15 protein-coding genes are annotated in these 11,690 nt (G+C 73.3%); 7 read left to right on the forward strand and 8 right to left on the reverse strand.

Translation table 11 applies throughout. The features are described from left to right. From ACWEVO_RS16020 to ACWEVO_RS16030, 3 genes are all read right to left on the reverse strand, one after another. A partial coding sequence (locus ACWEVO_RS16020; RefSeq protein WP_452308291.1) for an AIM24 family protein occupies window positions 1–699 on the reverse strand: 699 nt, incomplete at its 3' end. 96 nt (window positions 700–795) lie between these two features. After that, the gene (locus tag ACWEVO_RS16025; protein WP_452308305.1) at window positions 796–1,140 is read right to left on the reverse strand and encodes a metallopeptidase family protein; all 345 of its coding nucleotides are present in this window, start codon (window positions 1,138–1,140) and stop codon (window positions 796–798) included. A 109-nt stretch (window positions 1,141–1,249) separates the two neighbouring features. Beyond that, window positions 1,250–1,678 carry an OsmC family protein gene (locus ACWEVO_RS16030; RefSeq protein ID WP_452308292.1) on the reverse strand — a complete coding sequence of 143 codons (429 nt, stop codon included), beginning with the start codon at window positions 1,676–1,678 and terminating at the stop codon, window positions 1,250–1,252. Window positions 1,679–1,798: 120 nt separating this feature from the next. Between ACWEVO_RS16030 and ACWEVO_RS16035 the strand changes: the two genes are divergently transcribed. The 3 genes from ACWEVO_RS16035 to ACWEVO_RS16045 all read left to right on the forward strand — a co-directional run bounded on the left by ACWEVO_RS16035 (window position 1,799) and on the right by ACWEVO_RS16045 (window position 4,324). Further along, the gene (locus ACWEVO_RS16035; RefSeq protein WP_452308293.1) at window positions 1,799–2,524 is read left to right on the forward strand and encodes a hypothetical protein; all 726 of its coding nucleotides are present in this window, start codon (window positions 1,799–1,801) and stop codon (window positions 2,522–2,524) included. 166 nt (window positions 2,525–2,690) lie between these two features. Next, window positions 2,691–3,512 (forward strand): HAD family hydrolase, encoded by an 822-nt coding sequence (locus ACWEVO_RS16040; protein ID WP_452308294.1) that lies wholly within the window; start codon window positions 2,691–2,693, stop codon window positions 3,510–3,512. After that, on the forward strand, window positions 3,512–4,324 hold the full coding sequence (locus ACWEVO_RS16045) for an HAD family hydrolase (RefSeq protein WP_452308295.1): 813 nt from the start codon (window positions 3,512–3,514) through the stop codon (window positions 4,322–4,324). Before ACWEVO_RS16040 ends, ACWEVO_RS16045 begins: the two co-directional genes overlap by 1 nt. 36 nt (window positions 4,325–4,360) lie before the next feature. On the opposite strand, the gene ACWEVO_RS16050 is transcribed toward ACWEVO_RS16045, so the two are convergent. Continuing rightward, a complete protein-coding gene (locus ACWEVO_RS16050) occupies window positions 4,361–4,951 on the reverse strand; it encodes a bacterial proteasome activator family protein (protein ID WP_452308296.1) in 591 nt (196 codons plus the stop codon). A gap of 113 nt (window positions 4,952–5,064) precedes the next feature. Between ACWEVO_RS16050 and ACWEVO_RS16055 the strand changes: the two genes are divergently transcribed. Together ACWEVO_RS16055 and ACWEVO_RS16060 are read left to right on the forward strand one after the other, a co-directional pair. Next, complete coding sequence (locus tag ACWEVO_RS16055) at window positions 5,065–5,892, forward strand: alpha/beta hydrolase family protein (protein ID WP_452308297.1); 828 nt, start codon at window positions 5,065–5,067, stop codon at window positions 5,890–5,892. A 47-nt stretch (window positions 5,893–5,939) separates the two neighbouring features. Continuing rightward, the gene (locus ACWEVO_RS16060; RefSeq protein WP_452308298.1) at window positions 5,940–7,160 is read left to right on the forward strand and encodes an ABC transporter substrate-binding protein; all 1,221 of its coding nucleotides are present in this window, start codon (window positions 5,940–5,942) and stop codon (window positions 7,158–7,160) included. A gap of 67 nt (window positions 7,161–7,227) precedes the next feature. Here the strand turns inward: ACWEVO_RS16060 and ddaH are convergent, their stop codons facing one another. Beyond that, window positions 7,228–8,061, reverse strand: a complete 834-nt coding sequence (ddaH, locus tag ACWEVO_RS16065) for a dimethylargininase (RefSeq protein WP_452308299.1) — start codon at window positions 8,059–8,061, stop codon at window positions 7,228–7,230. Between the two features lie 59 nt (window positions 8,062–8,120). Here ddaH and ACWEVO_RS16070 point away from each other — a divergent pair, with 59 nt between their 5' ends. Together ACWEVO_RS16070 and ACWEVO_RS16075 are read left to right on the forward strand one after the other, a co-directional pair. Continuing rightward, entirely contained in the window at window positions 8,121–8,579 is a 459-nt protein-coding gene (locus tag ACWEVO_RS16070; protein ID WP_452308300.1) for an Lrp/AsnC family transcriptional regulator, read from the forward strand. 70 nt (window positions 8,580–8,649) lie between these two features. Then, the gene (locus ACWEVO_RS16075) at window positions 8,650–9,603 is read left to right on the forward strand and encodes a zinc-binding dehydrogenase (RefSeq protein ID WP_452308301.1); all 954 of its coding nucleotides are present in this window, start codon (window positions 8,650–8,652) and stop codon (window positions 9,601–9,603) included. A 196-nt stretch (window positions 9,604–9,799) separates the two neighbouring features. On the opposite strand, the gene ACWEVO_RS16080 is transcribed toward ACWEVO_RS16075, so the two are convergent. The 3 genes from ACWEVO_RS16080 to mobA form a co-directional block, all read right to left on the reverse strand. Beyond that, window positions 9,800–10,900: a T3SS (YopN, CesT) and YbjN peptide-binding chaperone 1 gene (locus tag ACWEVO_RS16080; RefSeq protein ID WP_452308302.1), complete on the reverse strand. Its 1,101-nt coding sequence runs from the start codon at window positions 10,898–10,900 to the stop codon at window positions 9,800–9,802. A gap of 102 nt (window positions 10,901–11,002) precedes the next feature. Next, window positions 11,003–11,260, reverse strand: coding sequence for a DUF6457 domain-containing protein (locus ACWEVO_RS16085; protein WP_452308303.1), 258 nt, complete (start codon window positions 11,258–11,260; stop codon window positions 11,003–11,005). Continuing rightward, the coding region (mobA, locus tag ACWEVO_RS16090) for a molybdenum cofactor guanylyltransferase (RefSeq protein WP_452308304.1) at window positions 11,257–11,690 on the reverse strand (434 nt) is incomplete at its 5' end. The genes mobA and ACWEVO_RS16085, both read right to left, overlap by 4 nt.

The raw sequence follows: 11,690 nt of genomic DNA on the forward strand, positions 1-11,690 counted from the left end.
GCCGCCCTGTTGCTGCTGCTGCGCCCCGCTGCCCTGCACCGGCGCCTCCTCCGACGGCTGCACCACGACGAAGCCCTGCCCGGCGAAGCTCATGGTGAACGCCTCGCCGGTGCTGCGGCCGAGCAGCGTGCCGAGGCCGAGCTGTTCGGCCCGGTGGTAGCCGGTCTGCAGGTTGGCCGACCAGCAGACCGCGGCCTGCGGGTCGACGTAGGTCGGGGCGTCCACGTTGAGCACCACGGGGGTGCCCTTGGTGGTGATCGCGATCCGGCCGTGGCCGGTGAAGACGCAGTTGAACAGGCCGGAGGCGGCGAAGCCCATGCCGCTGACCATCTTGATGTCGTAGCTCAGCGTGGAGTCGAAGGCGAGCACGCTGGAACCGTTGATGGACAGGGCGTCGCCGGGCTCCAGGTCGATGATGTGCACGTCCTTGGCCAGGTCGGCGAGGAACACGTCGCCCCGGCCGCTGAGCTTCATCAGCGGGACGCCCTCACCGGTGAGCCGCTGCTTGATGAACTTGCCGATGCCGCCGGAGCCGAGCGCCTGGAACTGCACCTGGCCCTGGTACGCGACCATCGACCCGACGCGGGCCATCGCCTCGCCGTTCAGCTCGATCTTCAGCATCTTGGAGTTCTGCAGCCGCATGCCCGGCTGCTGGGACTCCTTCTCAAGGTTCTCCGCGGAGAACAGCGCGCTGCGCATGGGGTTCTTCCTCCTGCATCGGGGTGTGCCTGCCCGCAGGTTAGGGGAACCGCGCAAGTCGGGGGATCGGCCGAGCGGGGCGCTACGCGGAGCCGGTCAGCCCCAGCCGAGCGCGTGCAGCCGCTCGTCGTCGATGCCGAAGTGGTGGGCGATCTCGTGCACCACGGTCACCGCCACCTCGTCGACGACATCGTCCTCGGTGTCGCAGATGCGCAGGATCGGACGGCGGTAGATGAGGATGCGGTCCGGCAGGACCCCCGAGTAGTCCCAGCCGCGGTCGGTGAGCGCGTGCCCCTCGTAGAGGCCGAGCAGGTCCTCGCCCGGGGGCGGGTCGTCCTCGACCAGGATGACCACGTTGCTCATCAGCCCGAGCAGCTCCTCGGGCACCTCGTCGAGGGCCTCGCCGACCAGCTCCTCGAACCGTTCCCGGCTCATCTCCACGGCCACGCCGCCCGCTCACCCCTTCCTGGTCGGCACACCTGCCCGGAGAGAGTGGCGATGACGGGCACTCTCTCCGGGCAGGTGCGGCCACGCGTCGCGCGGGCCGGGATCAGGCGAGGCGGGCGTCGAGGGTGATCTGCGCGCCCGGGGAGAGCAGCCGCGAGATCGGGCAGTTCTCCTTGGCCGCCTCGGCCAGCTTGGTGAACTGGGCCGCGTCCATGCCCGGGACCTGGCCGACGGTCTCCAGGTCGATCCGGGTCACGGTCATGCCCGCGTCGGTCTTGTCGAAGTGGACCTTGGCCGTGGTCTCGACCGAGGTGTCGGTGGCGCCCGCGTCGGCGAGCTGCTTGGAGAGGGCCATCGAGAAGCAGCCCGCGTGCGCGGCGCCGATCAGCTCCTCGGGGTTGGTGCCCTCACCCTCCTCGAAGCGGGACTTGAAGGAGTAGTCGCCGGTGAGACCGCCCTTGCCGGTGCGGACCGTGCCGGCCCCCTCGGTGAGGTTGCCCTGCCAACGTGCGGAAGCGGTACGGATAGGCATGGCACGACGCTATCCGAAAGCGGCCGGCACCGCACCGGCCCGGCGTAGTTGCGGTACCTGTCACCGGGTGCCGGGTGTGTCATGATTCGACGCAGGCCCGCGCACGCGGAAGGGTGGCCGATGTCCCAGGATCTCCCCATCCCCAGACAGGACCGGTCCGACGGCACCACCGTCGTGGAGTGGGGCGACGCCGACCCGTCCCCGGCCGACCGACCCGGCCGCTCCCTCGCCGGCCTGGCCCGGGACCGTCGCCTGCCGCCGGTGCTGGTCGGGCTCGGCGCGGTGGCGGGAATCGCCTCGCTGGTCGGCGAGTGGCTGGTGATGACGGTGCCGAACGGCGGCGCGGACGGGAACACGCCCATCCGGGTGCCCGGCGGAGTCGCGGACGTCGGCGGCTTCGGCGTCGCCTACCTGGTGGGCCTGCTCGGTCTGGCCGTCGCGGTGGCGCTCGCGCTGCGGGGCACCCCCGGCGTCCGGCAGAACGCCCGGGTGGCCGGGCTCGGTCTCGCCGCGGCGGTGCTGGCGGTGCTGACCGCCGCCGCCTTCTCGCTGGACGACTCCGGCCAGCGCACCCTTTTCTACGCGTCCGAGGAGGGCTTCCGGGTCGACTACGGGCGGGGTCTGGTCAGCGGCTTCGTCGCCGTGGTGCTGCTCGCCGGCGCGCTCCACCTCTCCGGCCGGGCGATCGACCGGGGAGCGGATCCGGACGCCGAGCCCGGGACGGCGGAGAGCGGACGCCCGGTGCTGGCCCGGCGGCGGTCCCGGGAGGACGAGCTGCCGCGCGAGCCGGCCGACCTGACGGTGGAGCCCACGGTGCCGTTCGCGCGGCCCGAGCAGCCGTACTGAGCTGTGCGGTCGAGCCACCCGGCGGTCGCCAGGGATTGGTGTCCGATTCGTCGAAAAGCCATGGTTGCGGGCGGTTGCGCGAGATACGGTTGCTGCCCGCCGTTCGTGGACCCAGGCACCGAGGACCAGGGCGGCCGGCGCGACGGCGGCGGGCGAAGGAGGAACCATGACCCGCCCGGGACTGCCCAAGCTGATCGCCACCGACCTGGACGGCACGCTCGTCCGCAGCGACGACACCGTCTCCGCGTACACCCATGAGGTGCTGGACCGGGTGCGGGCCGCCGGGATCCCGGTGGTCGGCGCGACCGGGCGTGGGCCGCGGCTGACCGAGTTGACCCGCAACGACATCCGCGCCGCGGACTTCCTGGTGATGGCCGGCGGCGGCCGGGTGGTCGACCAGAGCGACCCGGAGGGGCCGCTGGTGCTGCGGGACGAGCGGCTCTCCGGCCGGCTGCTGGCCCGGCTCCTGGCCGATCTGGAGGCCGAGGTCGGCCCGCTGACGGTGATGGTGGAGGCGTCGGACGAGCACGACGCGCCGCTGTGGGGCGACTACCACCCGAGCTGGCCGTACCAGGACCGGTTCGAGGCGCGCAGCCGCGAGGAGTGCCTCTCCTGCGACGTGATCAAGGCGTTCGCCCGGACCGCCGACCACCACGTGGACGAACTGCTGGCGGTGGCCCGCACCATCGTCCCGCCGGAGCTGGCCACGCTCACCCAGGCCGGCCTCGGCTTCATCGAGATCTGCCCGGCCGGGGTGGACAAGTCCACCGGTCTCGCGGTGGTCGCCGAGCGGCTCGGGGTCGACCCGGCGGAGGTGCTGGTCTTCGGCGACCAGCCCAACGACCTGCCGATGTTCGGCTGGGCGGGCTGGGCGCGGGTGGCGGTGGCCAATGCCCACCCGGAGGTCCGGGCGGCCGCCGACGAGATCACCCTGCGCAACGACGACGACGGCGTCGCGGTCTACCTGGACCGGCTACTCTCCCGGTGATGGGAGATCCACCTCGCCTGATCGCCACCGATATCGACGGCACGCTGCTGCGCGACGACCGGACGCTCAGCCCGCGTACCGCGGCCGTGCTGGCCCGGATCGCCGCGGCGGGCACGCCGGTCGTGCTGGTCACCGGCCGTCCGATCCGCTGGCTGCCGCTCGTGTACGAGCAGCTCGCCGAACCGCTCCCGGCGATCTGCGCCAACGGCGCGGTGGTCTACGACCCGGTCACCGACGAGGTGCTGCGGGCCGACCCGCTCGCGCCGGACCTGCTGGCCGAGGTGGCCCGCCGGCTGCGCGCCGAGGTGCCCGGGGTGAGCTTCGCGGTGGAGATCGTGGACAGCCGGCAGATGCGGCACGAGTCGCACTACCCGCTGCGCTGGGACGCCGATCTCGACGCGATCCGGGCGGTGGAGTCCCCGGAGGAGCTGCACGCCGTACCCGCGGTGAAGCTGCTGGCACGGGCGGGCGAGCAGGACCCGGACGCGTTCGTCCGGGTGGTCGCCGCCGCGCTGGAAGGGCTGGCCGAGGCCACCCACTCCTCGTACAGCGGGCTGGTGGAGATCTCCGCGGCCGGCGTGACCAAGGCGGCGGGCCTGGCCTGGTACGCCGCCCGCCTCGGGATCGACGAGCGGGACGTGCTGGCCTTCGGCGACATGCCGAACGACGTGCCGATGCTGACCTGGGCCGGCCGGGCGGTGGCGGTCGCCAACGCGCACCCGGCGGTGCGGGAGATCGCCGACGAGGTGACCGGGGCGAACGAGGAGGACGGCGTGGCCGCCTACCTGGAGCAGGTCTTCGGGACGGCCTGACGGCCGGGGCGCGGGCGCGCGCCCCGGCCACCGGGGTCAGAGGTACTGGCCGGGGGCGTGCCCCTCGTTGGTCTGCGGCATGCCAGGCATGCCCGGCACCATCCCACCCGGGCCGCTGGGCAGCGCCGCCCGGCCGGAGCGCATCTGCTCGAGCTGCACGCGGGCGGCCATCTGCTGGGCGACCAGCGCGGCCTGGATGCCGTGGAACAGCCCCTCCAGCCAGCCGACCAGCTGGGCGTGGGCGATCCGCAGCTCGCTCTCGCTGGGCGCCTTCTCCTCGGTGAAGGGCAGCGAGATCCGCTCCAGCTCCTCCCGCAGCTCGGGGGCGAGGCCCTCCTTCAGCTCCACGATGGACCGCTCGTGGATCTCCCGCATCCGGTGCCGGCTGGCGTCGTCGAGGGGGGCCGCCTTGACCTCCTCCAGCAGCTGCTTGATCATGCTGCCGATCCGCATCACCTTGGCCGGCTGCTCGACCAGGCGGGTCGGGTCCTCGCCCTGCCCCTCGTCGGTCTGCATCGTGCCGACCGGGCGACCGTCCGGCCCGACCACCACCACCGTGCCGGGGATGCCGTCGTTGTCCTGCTCGTCGTTCTGTCCCGCGGAACGCGCATCGGTCATGGCACCCATCTTTACCCAGCCCTCGCCACCCGTGCGCGGCGGGACCGGGGTCGACGCCGTCGAACCACCCGGCCGGGCCACCGGCCCGGGCCCGGCGGGCCGGGCGCGCTACCGTCGCCGGCATGCCCGCTGACCCGCGCGCCGTACTCACCCAGCCGTCCCCGCCGCCGGACGTCACGGTCGCCTACGGCGACCACCCCGACCAGGTCGCCGATCTGCGCCGACCGGCCGGCGACGGCCCGCCCCGGCCGCTGGTCGTGGTGGTGCACGGCGGCTTCTGGCGGGCCGAGTACGACCGGAGCCACACGGGCCCGATGGCCGCCGCCCTGGCCGCGCTGGGCCATCCGGTCGCCCAACTGGAGTACCGGCGTACCGGGCAGCCCGAGGGCGGCTGGCCGCACACGCTGACCGACGTGCTCGCCGGGGTGACCGCGCTGCCCGCCCTGGCGGCCGCCGCGCTGCCCGGCCGGGTGGCGCCCGGGCCGCCGATCCTGGTCGGCCATTCGGCGGGCGGCCACCTGGCGCTGTACGCGGCCGCGCACGCCCCGGCCGCGGTCGGCGGCGTGCTCGCCCTGGCTCCGGTGGCGGACCTGGCCGAGGCGTACCGGCTGGACCTGGACGGTGGGGCGGTGGCGGCGCTGCTCGGCGGCGGCCCGGCGGACCACCCCGACCGGTACGCCGCAGCCGATCCATCGCCATTGGTGCCGATCCAAGCACGCACGGTAGTCATCCACGGCCTGCTGGACCGGCAGGTCCCGATCGCGATCAGCCGCTCGTGGGTGGCCGCCGCGGCGCCGGCGGGCACGCCGGTCACGCTGCTTGAGCTGCCCGAATGCGAGCATTTCGGACTGATCGCCCCGGGCTCGGCCGCCTGGCCCCGGGTGGTGGCTGCGTTGCGGTCCCTGCACGATGATCTTCCGGCCATTGACGCAGAGTCGCGGAGCAGGTAGAACGCCGAAGGGGCGTGCACCCTGGCAGCCCTTACGGGAAGGAATCGGTGTCGCAGATGAACCGCAGGCGGGCACTTCAACTGCTGGCCGCACTGGGTACCACCGGGCTCGCGACGGGCTGCGGCTCCGACACCGACTCCGAGGGCACGACCAGCCCCGGAAGCCCGGTGAAGATCGGCTTGATCGTCCCGAGCAGCGGGCCGAACAAGGCCATCGGTGACGAGATCACCAACGGCTTCCAGCTCTTCCTGAGCCTCAACGACCAGCAGCTCGGCGGTCACCCTGTGACGCTTGTCACGGCCGAGGAGGGCGACACCGGAAAGACCGGCACGGCCGCCGTGGAGCGGCTGGTCAAGGAGGGCGTCCTCGCGCTCACCGGCGTGGTCAGCCCCATCGTGATGTCCGGCATCCGGGACACCGTCGAGCAGGCCCGGGTGCCGCTGATCGGGTCCAACGCGTCGCCGACCAGCCTGCAGAGCGTCGTCTACATCTGGCGCACCTCGTACGTGCTCAACGAGCCCGGCGAGGCGCTCGGCGCGTACCTGCGACAGATCGGCGTCTCCGGCCGCATCGCGATCTTCGCCCCGCCCGGCCCAGGCAGCCGGGACGTCATCGACGGCTTCCGGCGCGGCTACGAGCAGGAGGGCCACCGGCTCGCCGAGGACCCGGTGCTCACCACCGACGACCCCAACCCCGGCAAGGCCGCGTTCAGCAGCGCGATCAGCAAGGCGCTCGCCAGGCGGCCCGAGGCGGTCTTCTGCAACTACTCCGGCACGGCCGCGGTGCAGTTCCTCAAGCAGCTCTACGACCAGGGCTACCAGGGCAAGGTCTACGCCCCCGGCTTCCTCACCGAGGGCACCGTGCTGAGCCAGCTCGACGACGGCGAGAACGGCGAGCAGCGGACCCGCGTCCTCAAGCAGGGCATCGAGACCGCACTGAACTACTCGCCCGACCTGAACAACACGGCCAACCGGGTGTTCGCCTCGGCGTACCGCAAGACCTTCAGCGCCTCCCCGACCACCTACGCGATGGCCTCGTACGACGCCGCGCAGGTGCTCGACAAGGCGATCCGGCTGGTCGGTGGGAACCCGACCCCGCAGGCGGTCAACCTGGCGCTCGGCAAGATCGGCCAGATCGACAGCCCGCGTGGCGCCTGGCAGTTCAACCAGCCGCGTACCCCGCAGCAGAAGTGGTACCTGCGCCGGGTGATGCTCGACGGCCGGCTGCTGTCGAACGTCGTCGTCAACGAACTGGCCACCCTGGGCTGAGCCCTCCCGTACGCCGAACGGGCGGTCTCCCCGTGGGGAGGCCGCCCGTTCCGCCTTCCGGCGTACGTCAGTGGCGCAGCTCGGCGATGCAGCACTTCACGCTGCCACCGCCCTTCTTCAGCTCGGCCAGCTCGACCGGGACCGGGTGGTAGCCGGCCGCCTTGAGCTTGCCGGCCAGGCGGGTCGCCTCGCTGTTCAGCACCACGTTGAGGCCGTCGCTGACCAGGTTGAGGCCGAACGCCAGCGCGTCCTCGTCGTCGGCGAGCACCGCGTCCGGGAAGAGCTGCGCGAGGACCTTCTGGCTGGCCGCGGAGAAGGCGCCCGGGTAGTAGACGATGTTCTCGTCGTCGATCGAGGCGAGCGCCACGTCCAGGTGGTAGAAGCGCGGGTCGATCAGGTGCAGCGAGACCACCGGGCGGGCGAGCGCCTCCTGCGCCTCGGCGTGCGCCGCCAGCTCCGTGCGGAAGCCGTGGCCGGCCAGGATCAGCCCGCCGTGCGCGTCCGGCAGGTACGCGAAGTCGCCCTCGCCCTCGTTGGTCTCGCTCGGTGCGATGAACCGCCAGCCGTGCTCCTCGTAGAACGCCCGGTGCGCGGCGGCCTCGGCGGTCCGCTGCTCGTGCTTGAACTGGGCGCCGTAGACCGTCCCGTCCACCACGAAGGCGCCGTTGGCCGCGAAGACCATGTCCGGCAGCCCGCGCTCCGGGGTGAGCAGGTGCACCTCGTGACCGAGGCCGACGAGCGTCTCCCGCAGGCGGTCCCACTGCTTGACCGCCAGGTCCGCGTCGACCGGCGCGGTCACATCCATCCACGGGTTGATCGCGTACTCGACCGCGAAGTGCTCGGGCGAGCACATGAGATATGTCCGCTTTCGCGGGACGCGCTGCTGGTTCACGGTCACCAAGAGTAGGTACGGTACAACTTTGGTAACAGCCACAACCATTGCTTCCCAGAGGCGGAACGTTGCAGATAGACGCGGTCGACCAGCGAATCATTGCGTTGCTCGTGGCAGACGCCCGGGCTTCGTACGCGGACATCGGCACCCGGGTGTCACTCTCCGCCCCGGCGGTCAAGCGTCGGGTCGACCGACTCCGATCCGCCGGGGTCATCCGGGGCTTCACCGCGGTGGTCGACCCGGCCGCCGTCGGCTGGACCACCGAGGCGTTCGTTGAGCTGTTCTGCGCCGGCCGGACCACGCCGGCGCAGATCGGGGCGGCCGCGCGGCGGCACCCCGAGGTGGTCGGCGCATACACCGTCTCCGGGGAGGCGGACGCGCTGGTGCACCTGCGGGCCGCCGACATCGCCCATCTGGAGGAGGCGCTGGAGCGGCTGCGGGCCGAATCCTTCGTCACCTCGTCCCGCAGCACCATCGTCCTGTCCCGGCTCGTCGAGTCCCCCGGCGTCGGCCCCTCCGCCTCTTGACCTCAACCTCGCTTCAGGTCGTTCACTGGCCCGGGACCGCGCAAGGTGCGGTCCGGACGGGAGGCGCGACGTGCGGGCAGTGTGGCTGCGGGAATTCGGCGGTCCGGAGGTGCTGGTCCCCGGACCGGCTCCGGACCCGGTGCCCGGTCCGGGGCAGGTGCTGATCGAGGTGACGCACGCCAACCTGACCTTCGTCGAGACCATGTTCCGGGGCACCGGGTTCGGGCCGTTCCCCCGGGAGCTGCCGCTGATCCCCGGCAACGGGGTGGGCGGCACCATCGGCGAGGTCGGCCCGGGCGTCGACCCGGGGCTGGTCGGCCGGCGGGTGGTCACCGCCACCGGCGGCGCCGGCGGGTACGCCGAGCGCGTCGCCGTGGCCCAGGACGCGCCCCTCCCGATACCGGACGGGCTGCCGCTGGACCAGGCGGTCGCGCTGCTCGCCGACGGCCGTACCGCCCTCATGCTGGCTGGGGCGGCCGGGCTGCGGACCGGCGACCGGGTGCTGGTCGAGGCGGCGGCCGGCGGGGTGGGCAGCCTGCTGACCCAGATCGCCACGGCGGCGGGCGCCCGGGTCGTCGCCGCCGCCGGCGGTCCGCGCAAGGTGGCCCTGCTGCGGGAACGGGGGCTGGACGTGGTGGTCGACTACCGGGAGCCGGACTGGCCCGACCGGGTACGCGCCGCCACCGGCGGCCTCGACGTCGTCTTCGACGGGGTGGGCGGCGCGCTCGCCCGGACCGCGTTCGACCTGCTCGACCGCGGTGGCCGGATGCTCAGCTTCGGGCTGGCCGGTGGCGCCTGGGCGGACCTGCCCGCGGAGGTGGCCGCGGCGCGCGGGGTGACCCTGCTGCGCCCGAGCGCCCCGCCCGACGAACTCCGCGCCCTCACCCGACAGGCGCTGGCGGAGGGCGCGGCCGGGCGGCTCCGCCCGCTGATCGGGCAACGCTTTCCCCTGGAACGGGCCGCCGACGCGCACGCCGCGATCGAGTCCCGCGCCACCGTCGGCAAGACCCTCCTCGACCTCTGACCGCCCGCCCCGCCCCGCTCCCGGATCCGCGCGTGTGCGCAGATCCGCGCGGGGCCCGAGTCCGCGCGGGGCCCGAGTCCGCGCCTGCCCGGATCCGCGCCTTCCGGGATCCGGGCTGTTTCACGGAAACAGTGGCCTGTGCACGCGGGATGGCCCCTGTTTCCGTGAAACAGGGGCCGCCGCGGGCGGGGTGCGGTCAGAGGTACATGCCGGTGCGGTGTTCGGACTGGCCGCGGGCGGGTTTGTCGCCCTCGCCGAAGAAGCGCTTACCGCCGAACTCCCCGTGCAGCCGGTCGTCCAACTCGTCGGCCAGGCCGGTCATCACCTGCACGGCGAGCATCAGGTGGGTGGCCTGGAAGTTGCGGCCGAAGACCGGGATCGAGGCCCAGACCGTGTCGTCGGCGCAGTAGAGGCGGCCGATCGGCATCCGGTTGGTCAGCTCGGAGAGCTTCACGTAGAGGCGTTCGGTCGGCTCGACCTCGGTGAGCACGGGGGAGAAGACGTCGACCAGGGGCGGGTTGTCGCGTACCCGGACGAAGACCATCGCCGAGCCGGCCCGGATGTTGATGTCACCGTCCGAGTCGACCTGCAACTGGTCGGACTTCGACTTGAGCATGGTCGACACCACCGTACGCACCCGCTCCTCGAGGGCGAGCACGTCGTTCTCGGCGGCCTGGGCGGTGGCGGCCGAGGCGAGCGCCTCGTCGAGGTCGGCCTCCACGTCGCGGTCCGGGCCGAACTCGCTGCGGGCGGTGCCGAGCGGCTCCACCGGCAGCGCCTCCCCCTCGGCGTCGTGCACCAGATAGACCAGGAAGGCGGGGTGCGGCGCCCCGTAGACGTCGCGCAGCGTCCGGGACAGCACCGCCGCCAGCCGGGTGGCCTCGTCGACCAGGCAGTCCAGGCCGAACTGCTCACCCGAGCCCTCGACCACCCCCGGCGGGGACCAGCCGAGCGCGATCATGTCCGCCACGGCCGCCCGGTCGAGCCGGTACCCCTGCGGCAGGGTGGCGTTGCCGACCGCCCGCGCCGACAGCCGGCCCTCGTCGCCCACGTCCACGCTGATCGAGTAGACGGCGTCCCCGGTCCCGGAGGCGGTGGGGTCGAGCGTCAGCTCCAGGTGCGCCCCGTTGGGCAGGGCGTGCAGTCGATCGGCCAGCGCGCGGGCGAACTCCCGCCAGGCCTCGGTCACCTTGGCCCGGAGATCGGCCGTGGTGGGCTCGTCCAGCAGGATCGGCTCGTACTGCTCCGGCATGTCGCCGGCGGGCTCACCGCCCGACGAGGGGTGGTCTGCCGTCATGATCGCCTCCGTCCGTCACGGGCCACCCTACCCAGGGACGGTGGGGGTCGAATCACCTCGGGACCGACATCGGACAACCGGTCGGAACCCCGGCGGAACGTCCTACTCCGTGGGTGCCGTGCCGTCCAGTTCGACCGGCCACGAACCGGCCAGCTCGCTGAGCCGCGCGGCCGTCGCGGCGAGGTCCGCCCCCCGCCCCACGGCCACTCCCAGGAGGTACGCCGTGACCGGCGCACCCGGGCGCAGCACCTGGTGGGCCACGTCCTTGGCCAGGTCGAGCACGGTCGGCACCGACACCTCGGCCGGGTCCAACCCCAGCTCGGCACAGGCCGCCGTGACCCAGTCGTCCATCACCGTCATCGTGTCCACTCCTCGGCCCGGCGTACGTCCTCGTCAGTGTCGCAGTCGAACCAGGGCGGCGGCCCGGCGCCGGACCAGGACACCTCCCGGACGGCGAGGCCGGCCAGCAGCCGGCGTACCGGCGCACCGTCGATGGTGCCGCCCCGCTCGGCGGCGAGCCGCTCGACCGCCGCCCGCAGCGCGGCCACCCGCCACACCCCGCAGAGCTGCTGGCGGCGCCCCTCGTCGTCGACGTAGCAGGCACCGTCGGCAGTCGACCCGTCGAGGGCCCGCCGCAGCTCGGTCACGGCCGCCGGGGTCAGCAGGGGCAGGTCCCCGGCGAGCAGGGCGACGGTGGGCGTACCGGGGTCGAGCAGGGCCAGGCTCGCGGCGGCGGCGGCGACGGGGCCACCGCCGGGCGGCTCCTCCCGGGTCACCCGCACGCCGTCGG

It is taken from the genome of Micromonospora sp. NPDC003776 (assembly GCF_053605645.1).

Coding starts and splice junctions, on each gene's coding strand:
- ACWEVO_RS16030 (WP_452308292.1), bottom strand. CDS start 1,678: ATGCCTATCCGTACCGCTTCCGCACGTTGGCAGGGCAACCTCACCGAG.
- ACWEVO_RS16035 (WP_452308293.1), top strand. CDS start 1,799: ATGTCCCAGGATCTCCCCATCCCCAGACAGGACCGGTCCGACGGCACC.
- ACWEVO_RS16040 (WP_452308294.1), top strand. CDS start 2,691: ATGACCCGCCCGGGACTGCCCAAGCTGATCGCCACCGACCTGGACGGC.
- ACWEVO_RS16045 (WP_452308295.1), top strand. CDS start 3,512: ATGGGAGATCCACCTCGCCTGATCGCCACCGATATCGACGGCACGCTG.
- ACWEVO_RS16050 (WP_452308296.1), bottom strand. CDS start 4,951: ATGGGTGCCATGACCGATGCGCGTTCCGCGGGACAGAACGACGAGCAG.
- ACWEVO_RS16055 (WP_452308297.1), top strand. CDS start 5,065: ATGCCCGCTGACCCGCGCGCCGTACTCACCCAGCCGTCCCCGCCGCCG.
- ACWEVO_RS16080 (WP_452308302.1), bottom strand. CDS start 10,900: ATGACGGCAGACCACCCCTCGTCGGGCGGTGAGCCCGCCGGCGACATG.
- ACWEVO_RS16085 (WP_452308303.1), bottom strand. CDS start 11,260: ATGACGGTGATGGACGACTGGGTCACGGCGGCCTGTGCCGAGCTGGGG.